Origin of the sequence: Erwinia sp. STN24 (assembly GCF_041320675.1) — a bacterium.
Taxonomy (GTDB): domain Bacteria; phylum Pseudomonadota; class Gammaproteobacteria; order Enterobacterales; family Enterobacteriaceae; genus Erwinia; species Erwinia aeris.
In genome coordinates, this window is the sequence record NZ_JBGGPM010000001.1 from 1,846,125 (window position 1) to 1,864,951 (window position 18,827).

The 18,827-nt window shown below is 58.1% G+C and carries 17 protein-coding genes; 8 read left to right on the top strand and 9 right to left on the bottom strand.

The annotated features are described in order from the left end of the window. Positions 1-39 precede the first annotated feature (39 nt). Positions 40-1,959 (bottom strand): methyl-accepting chemotaxis protein, encoded by a 1,920-nt coding sequence (locus ACA373_RS08715; protein ID WP_370734342.1) that lies wholly within the window; start codon positions 1,957-1,959, stop codon positions 40-42. 283 nt (positions 1,960-2,242) lie between these two features. Between ACA373_RS08715 and ACA373_RS08720 the strand changes: the two genes are divergently transcribed. Beyond that, positions 2,243-3,487, top strand: a complete 1,245-nt coding sequence (locus ACA373_RS08720; protein ID WP_253459568.1) for a mechanosensitive ion channel family protein — start codon at positions 2,243-2,245, stop codon at positions 3,485-3,487. Positions 3,488-3,806: 319 nt separating this feature from the next. Continuing rightward, entirely contained in the window at positions 3,807-5,030 is a 1,224-nt protein-coding gene (locus tag ACA373_RS08725) for an MFS transporter (protein ID WP_301253304.1), read from the top strand. A 19-nt stretch (positions 5,031-5,049) separates the two neighbouring features. Here ACA373_RS08725 and ACA373_RS08730 read toward each other — a convergent pair whose 3' ends face one another. Next, on the bottom strand, positions 5,050-5,931 hold the full coding sequence (locus tag ACA373_RS08730) for an SMP-30/gluconolactonase/LRE family protein (protein WP_369895761.1): 882 nt from the start codon (positions 5,929-5,931) through the stop codon (positions 5,050-5,052). A gap of 290 nt (positions 5,932-6,221) precedes the next feature. On the opposite strand from ACA373_RS08730, the gene ACA373_RS08735 reads away from it, so the two are divergent. Further along, positions 6,222-6,365: a hypothetical protein gene (locus tag ACA373_RS08735; RefSeq protein WP_370734343.1), complete on the top strand. Its 144-nt coding sequence runs from the start codon at positions 6,222-6,224 to the stop codon at positions 6,363-6,365. Positions 6,366-6,476: 111 nt separating this feature from the next. Here ACA373_RS08735 and ACA373_RS08740 read toward each other — a convergent pair whose 3' ends face one another. The 3 genes from ACA373_RS08740 to ACA373_RS08750 form a co-directional block, all read right to left on the bottom strand. Further along, positions 6,477-6,761: a hypothetical protein gene (locus tag ACA373_RS08740; RefSeq protein WP_253459560.1), complete on the bottom strand. Its 285-nt coding sequence runs from the start codon at positions 6,759-6,761 to the stop codon at positions 6,477-6,479. Between the two features lie 332 nt (positions 6,762-7,093). Further along, positions 7,094-7,546, bottom strand: a complete 453-nt coding sequence (locus tag ACA373_RS08745; protein ID WP_125290848.1) for a universal stress protein — start codon at positions 7,544-7,546, stop codon at positions 7,094-7,096. A 12-nt stretch (positions 7,547-7,558) separates the two neighbouring features. Further along, a complete protein-coding gene (locus tag ACA373_RS08750) occupies positions 7,559-8,341 on the bottom strand; it encodes an IclR family transcriptional regulator (RefSeq protein ID WP_253459558.1) in 783 nt (260 codons plus the stop codon). A 162-nt stretch (positions 8,342-8,503) separates the two neighbouring features. Here ACA373_RS08750 and ACA373_RS08755 point away from each other — a divergent pair, with 162 nt between their 5' ends. From ACA373_RS08755 to ypdK, 3 genes are all read left to right on the top strand, one after another. Then, positions 8,504-10,102 (top strand): MFS transporter, encoded by a 1,599-nt coding sequence (locus ACA373_RS08755; protein WP_370734344.1) that lies wholly within the window; start codon positions 8,504-8,506, stop codon positions 10,100-10,102. A gap of 5 nt (positions 10,103-10,107) precedes the next feature. Then, positions 10,108-11,130: an HlyD family secretion protein gene (locus ACA373_RS08760; RefSeq protein ID WP_301253310.1), complete on the top strand. Its 1,023-nt coding sequence runs from the start codon at positions 10,108-10,110 to the stop codon at positions 11,128-11,130. A gap of 197 nt (positions 11,131-11,327) precedes the next feature. Beyond that, complete coding sequence (gene ypdK / locus ACA373_RS08765; RefSeq protein WP_125290871.1) at positions 11,328-11,399, top strand: membrane protein YpdK; 72 nt, start codon at positions 11,328-11,330, stop codon at positions 11,397-11,399. Between the two features lie 52 nt (positions 11,400-11,451). Here ypdK and alaC read toward each other — a convergent pair whose 3' ends face one another. After that, positions 11,452-12,690 (bottom strand): alanine transaminase, encoded by a 1,239-nt coding sequence (gene alaC / locus ACA373_RS08770; RefSeq protein WP_370734345.1) that lies wholly within the window; start codon positions 12,688-12,690, stop codon positions 11,452-11,454. 105 nt (positions 12,691-12,795) lie between these two features. Next, entirely contained in the window at positions 12,796-13,320 is a 525-nt protein-coding gene (locus ACA373_RS08775) for a GNAT family N-acetyltransferase (protein ID WP_253459546.1), read from the bottom strand. A gap of 218 nt (positions 13,321-13,538) precedes the next feature. Here ACA373_RS08775 and ACA373_RS08780 point away from each other — a divergent pair, with 218 nt between their 5' ends. Further along, a complete protein-coding gene (locus ACA373_RS08780; protein WP_301253332.1) occupies positions 13,539-15,218 on the top strand; it encodes a sensor histidine kinase in 1,680 nt (559 codons plus the stop codon). 24 nt (positions 15,219-15,242) lie between these two features. Further along, on the top strand, positions 15,243-15,971 hold the full coding sequence (locus ACA373_RS08785; RefSeq protein ID WP_370734346.1) for a LytR/AlgR family response regulator transcription factor: 729 nt from the start codon (positions 15,243-15,245) through the stop codon (positions 15,969-15,971). Between the two features lie 28 nt (positions 15,972-15,999). On the opposite strand, the gene glk is transcribed toward ACA373_RS08785, so the two are convergent. Next, positions 16,000-16,965, bottom strand: a complete 966-nt coding sequence (gene glk / locus ACA373_RS08790; protein WP_125290855.1) for a glucokinase — start codon at positions 16,963-16,965, stop codon at positions 16,000-16,002. A gap of 181 nt (positions 16,966-17,146) precedes the next feature. Next, positions 17,147-18,793 (bottom strand): alpha-keto acid decarboxylase family protein, encoded by a 1,647-nt coding sequence (locus ACA373_RS08795; RefSeq protein ID WP_370734347.1) that lies wholly within the window; start codon positions 18,791-18,793, stop codon positions 17,147-17,149. Positions 18,794-18,827: the final 34 nt, after the last annotated feature.

Here is an 18,827-nt window from a genome sequence, read left to right on the forward strand (position 1 = left end):
TAAAAACCCGGCACGATGCCGGGTTTTTATTAGTTAGCGTCAGGCCACTCTGAACGCGGAGATATCCTGCGCCAGCTGGGCGGCTTCCGTGCGCAGCGCTTCGGTGTTTTCCGCCGTCTGCGTCACCAGCAGCAGGTTCTGCTGAATGCCGCGCTCCATCTGCGACACCGCCAGGGTGACCTCGCTGATGCCTTTGCTCTGTTCGTCGCCCGCTACGCGGATTTCACCCACTACCTCTTTGACTTTCAGCACGTCGTTCACCAGGCCCGCCAGCTTTTCGCCCGCGCCTTCCACCAGCCGACTGCCGGCCAGCACCGTGGTGTCGGACTCGCTAATCAATGCTTTGATCTCCTGCGCCGCAGCGGCGCTGCGCTGCGCCAGAGCACGCACTTCCGCCGCGACCACGGCGAAGCCACGCCCCTGTTCGCCCGCCCTGGCCGCTTCCACCGCCGCGTTCAGCGCCAGTATATTGGTCTGGAAGGCGATCCCATCAATCACGCTGAGGATTTCGCCCACGCGGCTGGAGGACGTTTTGATCGAAGCCATAGTAGCAATCACCTGATTCATTACCTCGCTGCTGCTGCGGGCGATCTGCGCCGTCTGCTCCGTAAAGGAGTCCGCCAGACGGGTATTTTCCGCATTCAGCTGTACCGTGGCGTTGAGCTGCTCCATTGCCGCCGCGCTCTGCTCCAGCGCCGCCGCCTGATCGCTGATTTTCGCCGAGAACGCCTGGTTGCCTTCCGCCAGCGAACTGGCGCTGGCGGCCACGTTGACGCCGCTGGCCTGTACGCTGGTGATCACGCCTGCGATTTTATCGACGAACTGGTTAAACGACACCGCGATTTCGGCGATTTCATCTTTACCGACCGTGGCCAGACGACGGGCCAGGTCGCCGTCGCCGTTGGCGATTTCATCCAGCGCCGCGCGGGTTGACTCCAGCCTTGCCGCCAGACGACGGGCAAACAGCCAGACCAGCACCAGCAGAACCACCAGCGCCGGGATCAGTACGATAAAGATATCCTGCAGGATATTATCCGCCAGCGCGGTGACTTTCGCCTGCGGCGTTACCAGGCCGATAATCCAGCCTGTGTCGGGCATCCTGAACAGCGTAACCTGCGCCTGCTTATTCAGTACGCCATCCTGAATGTGATTCAGGGTAGTCATGGTTTTATTTTCCGCGATGCCCTTCAGCACCGGTGCCAGCCAGGGTTTTTCCGCCGCCAGCGCGCTGAACTTCTTCAGCGCCTTATCTTTGCCGCCGGGGAAATAGAGCACGTTGCCCGCGCCATCCAACGCAAAGGCGTAGCCGCCGGTCAGATTGCCGTGGCTCTGCATAAAACCGGAAAGATTATCCAGCAGCACGTCAAAAGTCGCCACGCCGGCAAACTTTTCGCCCTGCACGTAAGGCACGCTACAGGTGACCATATTCACCTGGGAAATCGGATCCTGATAAACTTCCGACCAGCTGCATTTGCTGCGCGACGCTTCCCGGGCAGAGGTATACCAGCTCTCGTTATGGTAGCCCGCGCTGCCCGGCTCGTTGTAGCCGTCTGACCAGACCAGCGCGCCGCCTGCGCCACGAGACCAGAAGAAGCTACGTCGAGCAACGCCTTCGGTAAAGGCGTTGGGTTCCGGCCAGATACCGCCGCCCGCAATGCTTTTATCGCCCTTGCTGTCGATAATCTGCGGCAGCACGCTTTTCACCAATGTCTCCTGGTGCGGCAGCACTTCCGCCAGGCGCGCCATGCTCACCACTTCACCTTCAATGCGCAGCAGTTGCTGATTCAGCTGGCCCACGATGTTTTCACCGGTTTGCTGGATCAGGCTGTTGCTGGCCTCGACCACGCGCGGCTGTCCGCGCAGGGTAATAGCGAACCAAACCAGCAGCATGGTTAACAGCAGCATCGAAATGCCGCCAAAGATCAATTTCCCTGACAGACGAACTGGTATCCCCGGCATAATGTATTCCTCAAAACAGAACAGTGGCAAAACGGCGCCTGAATAGTTGAATTGCGCGATATTTCGTCAGCGCTTACGCGGATTATCGGCAAAGCTGGCTAAAACCTGAACGCGCCTGCCGGGTGATAACGCCCGTAGCGCAGCATAAAACCCTGAGGAAAATCCGATTTGATTTTGCCACAGCGGCCAGGCTACCCTGACGCCGCGCAGAACGTCTGCTTCTGCGTCATAACGCGCTGTTTTCGCGCGTTCTGGACTGACCTGATTAGAGGGAACTAACCATATGCACCATTTTATTCTTGCGCAGCTCAACGCGTTCGCTGTGCCCTGGGCGCCGCTGATTGCGCTCGTGGCCGTTCTGGCCGTCATTCTGCTGATTTCCCTGATAGCGCACGGCCTGTTACACCGCGTGCTGCTGCCTCTGCTGCGGCGTATGGCGGAAAAATCGAGCCGTCAGTGGCCAAAATCACTGATAGATAACAAGCTTTTCAGCCGCTTTGCGCTGCTGATGCAGGGCGTTTTTCTGCAAATCCAGCTGGAGCTGTTTCTCTCCGGCCTGGAACCGGCTTACAGCGCGCTGATGATCCTTAGCGAGGTCTGGATCATGGTATTCGGCCTGCTGATGTTCTTCTCGCTGCTGGATATCTTTCTGGAGCTGTCGGAGAAAAGCGCAATGGCCAGCCAGATGCCGCTGCGCGGGATTTTCCAGAGCCTGAAGCTGATTGCCGCGCTGCTGGTGGCGCTGATGATTATCTCGGTGCTTATCGGTAAATCGCCGCTGGTGCTGCTGACCGGTCTGGGCGCGATGACCGCCGTGCTGATGCTGGTCTTTAAGGATCCCATTCTGGGGCTGGTGGCCGGGATCCAGCTCTCCGCCAACAATATGCTGAAGCTGGGCGACTGGCTGGATATGCCGAAATATGGCGCGGACGGCTCGGTGGTGGATATCGCGCTGACCACGGTAAAAGTGCGCAACTGGGATAACACTATTACCACTATTCCTACCTACGCGTTGATTTCCGACTCCTTTAAAAACTGGCGAGCAATGTCGGAGTCGGGCGGCCGCCGCATCAAACGCAGCATTAATATTGATACCACCAGCATTCACTTTCTGAGCGAAGATGAGGTAGCCAGACTGAAGCGCGCTCAGCTGCTGACGCCCTACCTGGAAAGCAAAATGCAGGAGGTTTCGGCCTATAACGCCGGTCTGGATACCAGCACGCCGCTGAACGGCCGCCGCATGACCAATATCGGCACATTTCGCGCCTGGCTGGAGGCCTGGCTCAGGGCGCATCCGCACACGCATAAAGGCATGACGCTGATGGTGCGTCAGCTGGCGCCGGGCGCGGACGGCCTGCCGCTGGAGATCTACGTTTTTACCAACACCACCGTCTGGCTGGAATATGAAAGGATCCAGTCCGATATCTTTGACCATATTTTTGCCGTTCTGCCGGAGTTCGGTTTGCGCGTGCATCAGACGCCGACCGGCAACGATCTGCGTAACCTGCGCATCCAGTCGGCGGAGTAACGCCTCGGACGGGCGCAGCCTTGCGCCCGTCGCTTAGCCTGTTTTTGTTCGCCTGCACCCGTCGTTTCGCCGCTGCTCTTGTCTGCCTGCCTCCGTCGTTTCGCCGCTGCTCCTGTCTGCTTGCGCCCGTCGTTTCGCCGCTGCTCCTGTCTGCTTGCGCCCGTCGTTTCCCTGCTTTCGCTGCATTTTACGCCGCCGTTCATTCCGCCTCAGCGGCATTTCATTCCTGAATGACGGCAGTTCATGCCCTCTTCGCCCCGCATTGCTAAAACGCGCCGTATTCTGTGCTTAATTTATTACTCTTTCCGGGAGCATCCCCATGAGCACACCAACCGTCAGTTCTCGCGTTCGCTGGCTAACCCTGGCCGGCACCATTATTACGCAGTTTGCGCTGGGCTCGGTTTATACCTGGAGCCTGTTCAACGGCCAGCTCTCCCACAAGCTGGAGGCGTCGGTTAGCCAGGTCGCCTTCTCTTTCGGCCTGCTGAGCCTGGGGCTGGCCATCTCCTCTTCGCTGGCCGGAAAGCTTCAGGAACGCTTTGGCGTGCGCAACGTAACGATCGGCGCGGGCGTGCTGATGGCTTTCGGCTTCTGGCTGACTTCGCAGGCCGACAGCCTGTTTATGCTCTATCTGAGCGCGGGCGTACTGGTTGGTCTGGCCGACGGCGCGGGCTACCTGATGACGCTTTCCAACTGCGTGAAGTGGTTTCCCGAACGCAAAGGCGTGATTTCGGCCTGTGCGATTGGCGCTTATGGGCTGGGCAGCCTGGGCTTTAAATTTATTTGCAGCTATTTGCTGAGCGTAAACAGCCTGGAGCACACTTTCCTGATCTGGGGCGGTATAGCGATGGCGATGATTATCGCCGGCGCGCTGCTGATGAAAGACGCGCCGAAACAGCAGGCGGTAGCAGGCGACGCCGCCAGCGTTCGCGACTTTTCGCTGACCCAGGCGGCGCGTCTGCCGCAGTACTGGATGTTAGCGGTAATGTTTCTGACCGCCTGTATGAGCGGGCTGTACGTCATTGGCGTGGCGAAGGATATTGGCGAAGGCATGGTTAATCTTTCCACGCAAACCGCAGCCAGTGCCGTTACGGTTATTGCTATTGCCAACCTGAGCGGTCGTCTGGTGCTGGGGATCCTTTCCGACAGGATGGCGCGCATTCGCGTGATTACGCTGGCGCAAATCGTTTCGCTGGCGGGCATGGGCATTTTACTGTTCAGCCATATGACCGAAACCACCTTCTTTATTTCCGTAGCCTGCGTGGCCTTCAGCTTCGGCGGCACCATCACCGTTTATCCTTCGCTGGTCAGCGACTTTTTCGGCCTGAACAACCTGACCAAAAATTACGGCCTGATCTATCTGGGCTTCGGCATTGGCAGCGTGCTGGGCTCGCTAATTGCTTCGCTGTTTGGCGGCTTTATGGTGACCTTTAGCCTGATTATGGCGCTGCTGGTGCTGTCGCTGATTATGTCGCTGACTATCCGTCTGCCGCACTGTCCGGCTAAAGCCGCAGAAGGGCTGCGCCAGGCGCAGCCGCTGTAGTTGACTCTTCTTACTTACCTTATGCCTGCCGGAAAAGCGGTTCCGGCAGGCCCGCAACGGCGACCTCCACGGCAAACACATCGCCAGACTGCGGATAAGCCGCCAGCTCCTCTGCGCTTCGATCTTCGCGTGAACTCGTAATATAGAGCGTTTTCAAATCTGGCCCGCCAAAAGCGACCATCGTCGGCCAGCGCACCGGCAGCGGGATCTCATCCACGATTTCGCCGGTGACCGGATTAAGACGAATGACCCGCGAGCCGTCAAACATCGCCGACCAGTAGAACCCTTCGCAGTCTACCGCTGCGCCATCGGGCAGGCCGCCTTGTTCCTGCACAAAATGCCGAATGACTTCACGCGGGCCGATATCGCCCTTGTCATCGACCGGATAGCGATAAAGCACGCCGTTGGGCGTGTCGGTGTGGTACATCCATTTATCATCAGGCGAAAAGGCCAGCCCGTTGGAAATTTTGATGTCTTCCGCCTCGACGGTCAGGCGCAGATGCTCGTCCAGGCGACAGAGCTTGCCGCCGTTGCGATCCTGCGGCTCCCACAGGCTGCCGCACCAGAAGCGCCCGTGTCGGTCAACGCGGCCGTCGTTAAAACGGCTGAAGGCAGCTTCACCAGGATTGGCCGCCACGCGCCGGGTGATGATGCCTTCTTCATCCAGCAGGCAAACGCCGCTGCGCAGCGCCGCCACGAAGCCGCCCTGCTCGTTCAGGCCAAAACAGCCGATATGTTCCGGCACCGGCATGATTTTATGCTCGCCGCTTTGCGGATCGAAGCGATGCAGCGCAGGCGCCAGAATATCGACAAAGTAAAGCGCCTGTTCGCGCACTGACCAGACCGGGCACTCGCCCAGCTCTGCCTGGGCCGCCAGCACATTTTTAACCTGATAACGCATAGCATGTCCTTGTCTTGAAAAATTGCCTTAAGTCTATCGCATAAATCCTTTTCTGCCGTTATTAACGCAAATTTTTCATTCGACCGGATAAAGAAGTCTATTTAAGAACATTCTGTGTTAAAAGTGGGTCTTTTAAGCCTTCTCTTATTTCTTTCTGGTGGAATAGATCGCAAAATTTCCATACTGAATTATTTGGAAATATTTACTCTAATAACTCTACAAAAGCGGCATTATTCCTCCACTTTTGTTTTGTAGAGTGTTAGCTATTGGAAAGCGAGAGAGTAAGAATAATGAAACTAATTAGACCGATTGCGCTTCTGGGCGTAATAAGTATGCTGAGCGGCTGTATTATTCATGACGGCTATCGCGGCCACCACCACGGCGGGCCGGGCTATCATCACGGCGGACACCATGGCCAGCACAGGGGCTGGTAAAGAATTATAAATGGGTGAAGTTCTTTCATCCTGAAAGCGGGCAAAGCCTGCACACGGCAATATAAAAATAAAATGCAGTCTTCAAGGCGGGTAATTACCCGCCTTCTTTTATTAGCTTTTAATGCTGTAATTACACTGATACCAGGCTTTCATTAACCCTGGCAGTCGACTTTCCTGCGGCTTTATCGGCTCGACTTTATCAAAGCCGCGCTCTGCGCAATAATGCTCAACGTCCTGCTCCATGGCCGTTTTGTTTACCGTATCGGGATCGAAACGATAAAGCACGCTATTTACCGCAGGGTCTTCTGCTACCTTTTCAAAAGCGCCGGGCTTGTGGGAAGTACAGCCAGCGGACAGCAAAACAGCAAGCGCCAGCGCGCCAATTATTTTTTTCATCTTAACTCCTTTCTTTGCCGACGCATCTTACTTAAGCGGCACGGCGATACCATCGGAAAAAACCGCTTTTGCACTTCTTTAACCTTGATGCAATATTTTACCGATTGAATCGATTCAGGCTGCCGTGTAGCGCGAGGCGAAAATGAATGCCAATATACATCCAGACACAGCGACATGTCTGCGCAACACCAGGAATTTTATTTATAATTACAAAGATTTATGCCCGCGGCGAGCGGGCTTTTTTTTGCGCTAAATTCGGGAAGCGGACGCTATTATATTCGCTGCGCCCGCTGAGAAATTAACCTGAAGTGCCGTTATTAAAAGGCGTGCGCTCAGTCGGCGCGCACGTCGACCAGCACCGGGCAGCTGGCTCGCTCAATAACGGCAGCGCTGACCGATCCTTTCAGCAGGCGATTAAAGGAAGAGAGATGGCGGCGGCCCATAATAATCATCGCGGCGCCAATCTGGTTGGCGTGGGCTACGATAGTTTCGGCGGATTCGCCCGCCAGCACCCGCCCCGTAGCGCGAACGCCGCTGCCCTGTAGCTCCGCCAGCGCCTGGCGAACGGCGGCTTCCGCCGTGTTTTGCTCGTCCAGCGCGCTGCCGAAGTCGCCGGGATCTTCCCCCGCCTCAATAACGTAATCCGCCGTCGTGCTGGCATAGCTGGCGTCGACACAGCACAACACCACCACGTCCGCATCAAGCGCGCGCGCCTGCTCTGTCGCCAGGGAAACCACCTTGCGCGCCAGCGCCGAATTATCCACCGCCACTAAAAGCTTTTTCATTTGCCGCTCCTGTCAGTCACGTAAAGTCGCTTTGCCAATTTCATCCACCAGAGCCTCTTTGCACTTCAGGATCTCTTCGCGGAAGAGCGCTTCGTGCTTTTGAAAACGGGCAGAAGGCACCAGCAGGCTGATGGAAAAGCGTCCCAGTATGGTATCTATCGCTACCGCCATGGTGGAGATCCCTTCCAGCGTCTCGCCACGATCGTAAGAGAGACCGGTGCGGCGGATTTCCTGCAGTCTTTCCATCAAATCGGGATACGCTTTGACGGTCAGTTCGGTAATCGCTTCGTAGGCATCACCTACCCACGCCCTGGCCTCTTCGTCGCTGTCCAGCGCCAGCAGCGCGCGGCCGCCGGAGGTGCTGTAAAGCGGCAGGTTCAGCCCGATGCGCGGCACCACGCGCAGCTCGCGATCGGCGACCACGTAATGCACGATAGCCAGCTGTAATCCGCTGGCGCGGGCCAGCGACACTGTTTCGCCCGTGGCGTCGCTCAGCGCCTGTAGCCACGGCTGCACAATCGCCACTACATCGGTGTGCACGCTGGCGATCAGCCGCAGCAGCGCCGGGCCAAGACGTACGCCGCCCGCGCCGTGACTGCGCACCAGCTGCACCGAATCCAACGCGCCAACGATACGCTGCACGGTTGAGCGAGGCAGATCGACGGCCTGAGCGATTTCGCCCAGGCTCATGCCGTTGGGGCTGTCGCCTAAAGCGTCCAGAATTTTTGCCGCGCGCGAGATAACCTGGATACCGCCGGTACGCTCCTCGTCGCGTAAAGCTGCAGGTTCAGACATGAGATCTCCTTCCTTGTTGATGGCGATACTGTAGCACTCTTTTCCCCTCTCCGGCAGGCTGTATCGCATTGCAATACAGTCAATCACCATGTAATATCTGCCGCCAATGTATCACAATGCAATACAGTGCATCACTTCATCTTTTCTTGCGGAGCACCGGCTATGAACGCTCAACCCGCAGCCCCGGCCACCCACCCTTTTACCCTGCGTCTGGCGCTGGGTCTGGTGGGCGTGCTGATTGCTGCGCTGACCTCAGGACTTAACGATCGCGTAACCGACTTAGCGCTGGTCGACGTTCGCGCCGCTATCGGTTTTAGCTACGATCGGGCGACCTGGATTACCTCGGCCTATCAGGCTGCCGAAGTGGCGGCGATGATGGTCGCGCCCTGGTTTGCGGTGACCTTCTCGCTGCGCCGCTTTGCGCTGGCCGTCGCGTTTGGTTTTGCGCTGGCCGGCATACTGCAGCCCTTTGCCGCGACGCCAGGGCTGTTTATCGGCCTGCGTGTTATCCAGGGCCTGTTCGGCGGCGCGCTGCCGCCGCTGCTGATGACGGTAGCGCTGCGTTTTTTGCCGCCGGGCATCAAGCTTTACGGGCTGTCCGCCTATGCCTTAACCGCCACTTTCGGCCCCAACGTGGCCGCCTCGCTGGCAGCTTTCTGGACCGATGCCGTCGGCTGGCAGTTTGTGTTCTGGCAGATTGTGCCGCCGCTGCTGCTTGCCGGCGTGCTGATTGGCTGGGGATTGCCGCAGGATCCGCTGCGCCTGGAGCGTTTTAAGCAGATAGATTTGTTCGGCATGCTGACCGGCTGTAGCGGCGTTGCGCTGATGGTGCTGACGCTGTCGCAGGGCGAGCGGCTCGACTGGCTGCAATCGCCGTTGATTACCGGCATGCTGTGCGCGTCCGTCGCGCTGCTGGTAGCGTTTTTAATCAACGAGTGGTCGCATCCGCTGCCGCTGTTTAAATTGCAGCTGCTACAGCGTAAAAATTTAACGCACGGGCTGCTGGTGCTGGCTGGCGTGCTGCTGGTGGCGCTTTCCGGCTCCGCCCTGCCTTCGGCTTATTTCGCTCAGGTGGAAGGGTTCCGCACCGTGCAGTTTGCGCCGCTGGCGCTGGCTATCGGCCTGCCGCAGCTGCTGATTGCGCCTTTTATGGCTTTCCTGCTGAACCTGCGCTGGATCGACTGCCGCTGGATGCTGACCTGCGGCGCGGCGCTGCTCAGCGTGTCGTGCCTGATGGGCGCGCAGCTGACCGACGACTGGGCCAGGCAAAATTTCTGGCTGATCCAGTTGCTACAGGCTTTTGGGCAGCCAATGTTGATTCTGCCGGTGTTGATGAGCGCCACCAGCGTGATCCTGCCGCCTGAAGGGCCGTACGCCTCGGCGATGTTTAATACCGTGCGCGGCTTTTCCAGCGTGGCGGCCGGCAGCCTGGTAGAGAATTTTCTGACCCACCGGGAAAAGTTTCATTCACACACCCTGGTCGATCAGCTGGGCAATCGTCCGTGGCTGATGACGGCGGCGAACAGCACCGATGCCTCGGCGATGAAGCCGCTGCTGCCGGACGGTTCAGCCAGCTCGGCCGAAAATTTAGGTCATTTCGCCACGCTGCTTAAGCACCAGGCGGTGATCCTTAGCATCAGCGACGCCTACCTGCTGCTGATCGGCTTCGCGCTGCTGCTGGTGCTGCTGACTGCCTGGCTGCCTAAACGTGTCTGGCCGCCGCAAACCCTTATTCAAACTCAAACTAAAGCCGTGAGATAATAACAATGTTCACACCTGCAAAAAGAACCTTAACGCTGGCCGCGCTGCTGCTGGTCCTGCTGGGGATCGCCTTTTTCGTCTGGTCGGCCATGAGCCGCCATCAGGCCCGTACCGATGATGCCGTAGTGACCGCCGACTACACGGCCATCGCGCCGAAAGTTTCCGGCTATATTCGCACCGTTAACGTCGGCGATAACCAGCAGGTAAAAGCGGGCGACGTGCTGGCGACGATTGACGATCGTGACTACCGCGTCGCGCTGGAAACTGCCGAAGCGAACCTGGCGGTCAGCCAGGCGAAGCTGGCCAGCGTTCAGGCCCAGCTTGAGCAGCAGCAGGCGACCATTGCGCAAAACGACGCCGCCGTCGCGGCCAGCCAGGCGACCCTGAACTATGCAGGGCAAAATGCCGAACGCTATCGCCGCCTGCTGAAAAGCGGCACCGCCACGGCAGACGAGCAGCAGAAAACCAGCGCATCCATGCAGGAAGCGGCGGCGCAGCTGCGTCAAAGCCAGGCCGCCGCGCTGGCCGCCCGTAAAGAAGTGGGCGTGCTGGAAGCCAGCCTGCGCCAGGCTAAAGCGGATATCGCCGCGTCAACCGCCAGCGTCGATCAGGCTCGGCTGAATCTTTCTTATACCGTTATCACCGCACCAATCGATGGCGCCGTCGGTCAGCGAGCGGCACGCCAGGGCGCCTGGGTTGCCGCCGGGACGCGTCTGATGGCCGTGGTGCCGCTACAGCAAACTTACGTGGTGGCAAACTTCCTGGAAACGCAGCTGGCTGGCGTAGAGGCCGGTGCTGGCGTTACGCTGAGCGTGGACGCGCTGCCTGGCGTCACGCTGCGTGGCCATGTGGATAGCATAGCGCCTGCCACCGGCTCGACGTTTGCCGCTATCGCCGCCGATAACGCCACGGGCAACTTCACCAAAGTGGCGCAGCGTTTGCCGGTCAAAATCCTGCTTGAACCGGGCCAGCCCGATCTGGCGCGCCTGAAGGTAGGTATGTCGGTGGTGCCGGAGCTGGCCCGCTGACCGGACGCGGGCGGTTTATTCAACGCCCGCGCGTAAAGCAGGGTCCTGAAAAAAAAGATAATTCCTGGAAATGCCGGCTTTATTTTGCCGCGCGGTGCGGGTAAATTAGCGGGCGATCCTGTGACGGAAGCTGACGGCCCGAGCCGGAAAACGCGGCGACGCAGGTTCCGGCTATCATCGCTCAAAGGAGTTTTTTCGTGAAATATGCATTAATGGGCATTTCGTTTCTGTTGCTGGCCTGGGCAGGCACCTTCTATCTGATGCTGTAGTCCGCTGGCTAACGAAGAAGGCAGGCGCCTGGCCTGCCCTTAACAGTTGTTCTTAACTACCCTGGTCCGCCTCGCTTTTTACCGTTCCCGGCAGAATACCGTCGGCGCGGAACATCGCTTTAATCCCTCTTACCGCCTGGCGAATACGGTCGCTGTTTTCAATCAGCGCAAAGCGCACGTGCGTATCGCCGTAGTCGCCAAAACCGATACCCGGCGAGACGCAGACCTTCGCCTCCTGCAACATATGCTTAGCGAATTCCAGCGAACCCATATGCGCATAGTGGTCCGGGATTTTCGCCCAGACATACATCGAGGCCTTGGGCGTTTCCACCATCCAGCCCGCCTCGTGCAGCCCTTTCACCAGCACGTCGCGGCGGCGCTTGTACTGCTGCGCGATATCCCGCACGCACTGCTGATCGCCCTCCAGCGCGGCGATGGCGGCAACCTGCAGCGGCGTAAAGGTGCCGTAGTCGTGATAGCTTTTGATCCGCGCCAGCGCGGCGACCAGCTCTTTGTTGCCGACCATAAAGCCGATACGCCAGCCCGCCATATTGTAGCTTTTGGAGAGCGTGAAAAACTCTACTGCCACGTCGCGAGCGCCCGGCACTTCCATAATCGAAGGCGCTTTCCAGCCATCATAGACGATATCGGCATAGGCCAGATCGTGGATCACCAGCACGTTATATTGTTTGGCCAGCGCGATCGCGCGCTCGAAAAAGTCCAGCTCGACGCACTGCGCAGTAGGATTGGACGGAAAGCCAAGGATCATCATTTTGGGTTTGGGATAGCTTTCGCGAATGGCACGCTCCAGCTCGTTAAAGAAGTCCACGCCTTCCACCAGCGGCACGGAGCGCACCTGAGCGCCCGCGATAACCGCGCCGTAAATGTGGATGGGGTAGCTGGGATTCGGCACCAGCACGGTATCGCCATGATCGAGCGTAGCCAGCATCAGGTGCGCCAGCCCCTCTTTCGAGCCGATGGTCACAATCGCTTCTGACTCCGGGTCGATATCCACCTGATAGCGATCGGCATACCAGCGTGAAATTGCCCGACGCAAACGCGGGATGCCGCGCGAAGTCGAATAGCCGTGCGTGTCCTCTCGTTGCGCCACCGAGCAGAGTTTTTCAACGATATGGGGCGGCGTAGGGCCGTCCGGGTTGCCCATGCTGAAATCGATAATATCTTCGCCGCGACGGCGCGCCGCCATCTTCAGTTCGGCAGTGATATTAAAAACATAGGGCGGAAGGCGTTCAATACGGGAAAATCGGCGTGCGGAGCTGTTGTCAGCCATAAAGACCTCTGAGTACGTTAGCGCCCGGAACCGTCCGAGCGACGCTGACCAGAAAATGGTCGAAGAGCCAACATAGCGCAGAGTTCGCCAGGCTGTCGAGCCGAATTAATCAGATTCCAGCTTGCCGAACAGCCAGTCGTCAACCCACTCGCCGCGCAGCAGATAATTTTCCCGCAGCGTGCCCTCAAGCCGGAAGCCGTTTTTTTCCAGAACGCGTCGCGAAGGCCAGTTGCCCTCCACCACCTGCGCGGTCAGCTTGTGGAAGCGACACTGGCTGAGCAGGTAAGCGGCCATCGCGCCAAGCGCCTCGCTGCCGTAGCCCTTGCCGGTATAGCGGTTCAGCAGCGAGTAGCCGACTTCGGCCTGCCGCCAGGGCGTCCATTCCGCATTCGCGCCTATCAGCCCTATCGCTTCGCCGCTTGCCCGCAGCCGCACAGTTAAACAAAGCATATGCAGGCTGGTTACCTGCCAGGGCTGTAGTCGGGTCTGAAAGCGCTGCCGGATATCCGCCAGCTGCGGGACGGCGCTGATAAACTGCATACTGACGGGATCGCTGTGCACCTCGTGGAACAGCGACCAGTCTTCCGGCTGGAGCTTTTCCAACAGCAATCTTTCGGTCGTTAATTGCATGATACATCCCCTTTTTGTTACCAGGGTTTCCCCTTTTCACCCAGGCTTTGCAGCGAGGCTACCTTGATACCTTACGCACGGCTAATCGTAACAAAATTGATCCAGACAGGGATTGACTGAAATCGGCGCGCGCTTGCCTGGCGCATCCCGTTCGCTTTCCTTATTATGTCGCTACTGTTTCTCCGCCAGCCGAGGCGCCCGTGCATTCGATGTTTGAGATGTTGCTTGCGGTATTAGATCGCGCCGCTCTTATGCTTATCTGCCTGTTTTTTATGACACGCACCCGTCATTTTCGTCAACTGTTACAGAAAGATGAGCACTCACGTCAGGAGCTGGTGGCGGTAACGGCTATCTTCTCGCTGTTCGCGCTGTTTGGCACCTGGAGCGGCATCAACGTTGACGGCTCGCTGGTGAACGTGCGCACCATTGCGATTATGGCCGGCGGTATCCTGTTTGGCCCGTGGGTCGGTATTGTGACCGGCGTGGTGGCCGGGCTGCACCGTTTTTTAATCGATGTCCACGGCGTCACCTCGGTGCCCTGCCTGATTACCAGCATTATCGCGGGCATCGCCGCAGGCTGGATTAACCTGAAGGTCGCCAAAGCGCGGCGCTGGAGCGTCGGCATTATCGGCGGCATGCTGTGTGAGTCGTTGACGATGATCCTGATCCTGGTCTGGGCCAGACCTTACGCGCTGGGCCTGGCGATCGTCGAAGAGATCGCCGTGCCGATGATCCTGGGCGCGGTCAGCATCGGCCTGATCGTGCTGCTGATCCAGAGCGTCGAGGGCGAAAAAGAGGCGATAGCCGCCCGTCAGGCCAAGCTGGCGCTGGATATCGCCAATAAAACGCTGCCGCTGTTTCGCCAGGTCAACAGCCGTTCGCTGCGTAAAGTCTGCGAAATTATTCGCGACGATATCAGCGCGGATGCGGTTGCCATCACCAACAAAAATCAGATCCTGGCCTATGTCGGCGTCGGCGAGCAGAATTACCGCGAAGGCGACGACGGCATCAGCCCGACCACGGCCAGAGCTATCGCCAATGGCGAAATCATTATCCGCAACAACGATGAGGCGCACCGCACGCCGGAAATCCATTCAATGATTGTGATCCCGCTGCGGGAGCTGGGCGAAGTCACCGGCACGCTGAAAATTTACTATCGCCACGCGCACCGCATTACCTGGTCGCTGCGGGAAATGGCCATCGGTCTGTCGCAAATTATCTCCACGCAGCTGGAAGTTTCCCGCGCCGAACAGCTGCGTGAAATGGCGAATAAGGCCGAGCTACGCGCGCTGCAAAGCAAAATAAACCCGCACTTTCTGTTTAACGCGCTGAACGCCATCTCGTCGTCGATCCGCCTGAATCCCGATACCGCCAGGCAGCTGATCAGCAACCTTTCGCGCTATCTACGTTACAACCTGGAGCTGAACGACGACGAAATCATTGATATTAAAAAAGAGCTTTATCAAATCAAAGATTATATCGCCATCGAACAGGCGCGTTTTGGCGATAAGCTGACGGTCATTTATGAAATTGACGAAGACATCAGCTGCTCGCTGCCCAGCCTGCTGATCCAGCCGCTGGTGGAAAACGCCATCGTGCACGGCGTACATCCCTGTCGCGGCAAAGGTGTGGTCACCATCAGCGTGCAGGATGCGGGTGAGCGGATACGTATTGCGGTGCGCGATACGGGCAACGGCATCAGCGAAGAGGTGATCCAGCGCGTGGAGCGCAACGAGATGCCCGGCAACAAGATTGGCCTGCTCAACGTGCATCACCGCGTCAGGCTGCTTTACGGCGAGGGGCTGCATATTCACCGTCGCCATCCGGGCACCGAAATTGCTTTTTATATCACCAAAAAAGGGGCGACTCTGCCCGAACGTGTTTCACTGACGGCTTAGGGCCGCATTCACCGGGAAAGCGATGTGAAAGCCATTATTGTCGAAGACGAATTTCTGGCGCAGCAGGAGCTGAGCTGGCTGATCCGCCAGCACAGCCAGCTGCAAATCGAGGCCACGTTCGACGACGGGCTGGACGTGTTGAAATATCTGCAAAACCACCAGCCGGACGTCATCTTTCTGGATATTAATATTCCGTCGCTGGATGGCGTGCTGCTGGCGCAAAATATCAGTAAATTCGCCCATCGTCCGCATATCATTTTTATCACCGCCTATAAAGAGCACGCGGTAGAGGCCTTCGAGCTGGAGGCGTTTGACTATATCCTTAAGCCCTACCATGAAATGCGTATTATCACCATGTTGCGCAAGCTGGAAAATACGCTACAGCAGGCCGCTTCCGGCGGCACAGACAGCCCGCGTAGCCAGGTGCATACCATTAACCTGACGCGGGACGAGCGCATTATCGTGACGGATATCAACGATATTTATTACGCCGAAGCCCATGAAAAAATGACATTTGTTTATACGCGGCGGGAGGAGTACGTGATGTCGATGAATATCACCGAATTTTGCAGTCGGTTGCCCGAAGAGGCTTTTTTCCGCTGCCATCGTTCTTACTGCGTGAATCTGAGCAAAATCCGCGAAATTGAACCCTGGTTTAACAATACCTATATTCTGAAGCTGCGCGACCTGGAGTTTCAGGTGCCGGTCAGCCGCAGTAAAGTGCGGGAGTTTCGCCAGCTGATGCGGCTGTAAAAAAGGCCGGAAAACCGGCCTTTTTTGCTTACAGAATGGTGCCTAACGTCTGACGCAGATGCGCACCCGCGCCCAGCAGGCCAGGCTTTTCATGCGTAATCAGGTAGACAGGAATATTCTGCACGTAATCTTTAAAACGGCCCTTGTCTTCAAAAGCGGCACGGAAACCGGAGGCTTTAAAGAATTCCAGGAAGCGAGGCACGATGCCGCCAGCGATATAGACGCCGCCGAAGGTGCCCATGGTCAGCGCCAGGTTACCGCCGAAACGGCCCATGATCACGCAGAACATCGCCAGAGCGCGACGGCAGTCGGTGCAGCTGTCGTCCAGCGCGCGCTGAGAAACGTCCTTCGGCTTCAGATTCTCCGGCACGCGGTTGTCGGCTTTGACAATCGCGCGGTAAAGGTTGACCAGGCCCGCGCCGGACAGCACGCGCTCGGCGGACACGTGGCCCAGCTCTTCGCGCAGCACTTCCAGGATCAGATCTTCCTCTTCGCTGTTGGCGGCGAAATCCACGTGGCCGCCCTCGCCCGGCAGGCTCACCCAGCGTTTATCCACATGAACCAGATGCGCCACGCCCAGACCGGTTCCGGCGCCGTAGACGGCGACCGGTTTGTCTTTAACCGGCGTCGTGCCGCCAAACTGCATCACGTCCTGCTCGGTCAGCATCGGGATCGCCATCGACACGGCAGTGAAGTCGTTGATGATCTCAAGATGATCAAAGCCCAGATTCGCCTTCATCTTGCTGGTGGAGAAAGCCCAGTCGTGGTTGGTCATATCCACCCAGTCATCGGTGATCGGGCAGGCGATGGCGATGCAGCCATCCGTGACATCCTGCTGCTGCTCGGCAAGATAAAAACGGATGACTGCCTCAAGGCTATCGTAGTCTGCTGTGGAGAACGTTTTGGCTTGTGAGATGGCACCGTTCTCGACTTCGCACAGTGCCAGGCGCGCATTGGTGCCGCCTACATCACCTACCAAAGCATACTTAGTCATTATTGTTTTGCTCCGCTTACGTCATTTGTACACACTATAAATTTCCCCCACTCAAACAACAACGCCCAACCCTCACGGGCGAACGTAAAATCGCGCTGCGACCGACTACCTTACCTGCACTGGCCGCAATTTCCCACGGGCATCAATCTGAATCTGGCGTCTGAATCCGTTATCAGATTTTTCAGGACGCGTTGCGCTTGTCCAGCGCCGCCGTTACCGCCTGCAAAAGGGGCGGCACATCCAGCTGCGGCAGCATAACCTCCACCAGCGAGAGACGCGAGGTCTGTTCAATCACTTTTACCACTTCCTGCAATTGAGCGCTCTCTTCTACCCGCCAGCTTTGCGCCTCGCCGCGCGTGCTCAGCGCCTGCGGCAGCTGTGTCCAGTTCCACTGAGCAATGTCATTGTAGCGCTGATGCTCGCCGTGAATAGCCCGCTCAACAGTATAGCCGTCATTATTAAGAATAAAGACGATCGGTTTCAGGCCGTCGCGTAGCATCGATCCCAGCTCCTGGATGGTCAGCTGGGCCGCTCCGTCGCCGCAGAGCAAAATCACGCGCCGCGCCGGACAGGCAAGCTGTGCGCCCCAGGCGGCGGGCAGCGTAAAGCCGATCGATCCCCACAGCGGCTGACAGATAAAGGTAACGTCTTCAGGCAGCCGCAGCGCCGCCGCGCCAAACGCGGCCGTGCCCTGATCTGCCAGCACGATATCGCCGGGACGCAAAAAGTCCTGCATGATGCGCCAGAACGCATTCTGACTTAGCGCGCCAGCGGTCAGCTCGGGCAGCGCCGGCGGCAGCGCCTGCATATCGCGCCAGCCTTCGCCATAGCGTGTTGCCAGCTGATGCAGCACGGCAACGGCATCCTTCATGGCGATCTGACTGAACGTCTGTGTACCAACCCGGCAGCGATACAGGCCAATATCAATATTACGTAGCGGATCGATATGCTGGGTGAACCCGGCAGTGATGGTATCCGTCCAGAGCGTGCCGACGGTGATCACCACGTCGCGCTGTTCGATATGCCGCTGCGTATCGCCCGCGCTGGCGGCGCCTGAGTAGGTGCCGACAAAGCCCGGCTGCTGTTCCGGCAGCACGCTTTTGCCCATCAGCAAGGTTGAAAAAGGCAAAGCCGTTGCCGTTACCAGTTTATGCAGCGGCTCACGCATTGCGGCGCGATCGGCAAGAAAATCGGCCAGCAGCGAGACGCTTTCAGCTTCCGCCAGCAGGGCTTCCGCCGCCGCGCTGAAGGAATCCAGACTGCTTTGCAGCGATTCGGCCCGGTAAGTCAGCGTGCCGATGGGCGGCTGGATGGGCGCTTCCGCCACGTCCGTGGGCATAAAGAGGTAAACGGGACGATGTTCGCGCAGCGCGGTCAGCAGCAGTCGATCGATTTCCGCCGCCGCGTTTTCCCTGGTCAATACGGCCTGTGCCACGGTGACCTCACGGGCAATGCGTAGAAAATGCGCGTAGTCGCCGTCGCCCAGCGTATGGTGCAGCAGTAGCTTCTCTTCCTGCGCCGCGCTGGCTGGCGCGCCGACGATATGAATAACCGGCAGATATTCGGCATAGCTGCCCGCCACGCCGTTTAAGGCACTCAGTTCACCCACGCCGAAAGTGGTGAGCAGCGCCGCCGCGCCGCGACAGCGCGCATAGCCGTCGGCGGCATAGGCCGCGTTCAGCTCGTTGCTGCTGCCCGCCCAGGCAATCTTTTTGCTGGCGATAACGTGATCCAGAAACTGCAAATTGTAATCGCCCGGCACGCCGAACAGATGCCCGATGCCGATTTCCTGCAGACGCAGCAACAGATAGTCTCCAACGCTTTGCATGGCTTTCTCCTCTGATAGGTTGTAATGAGTATTG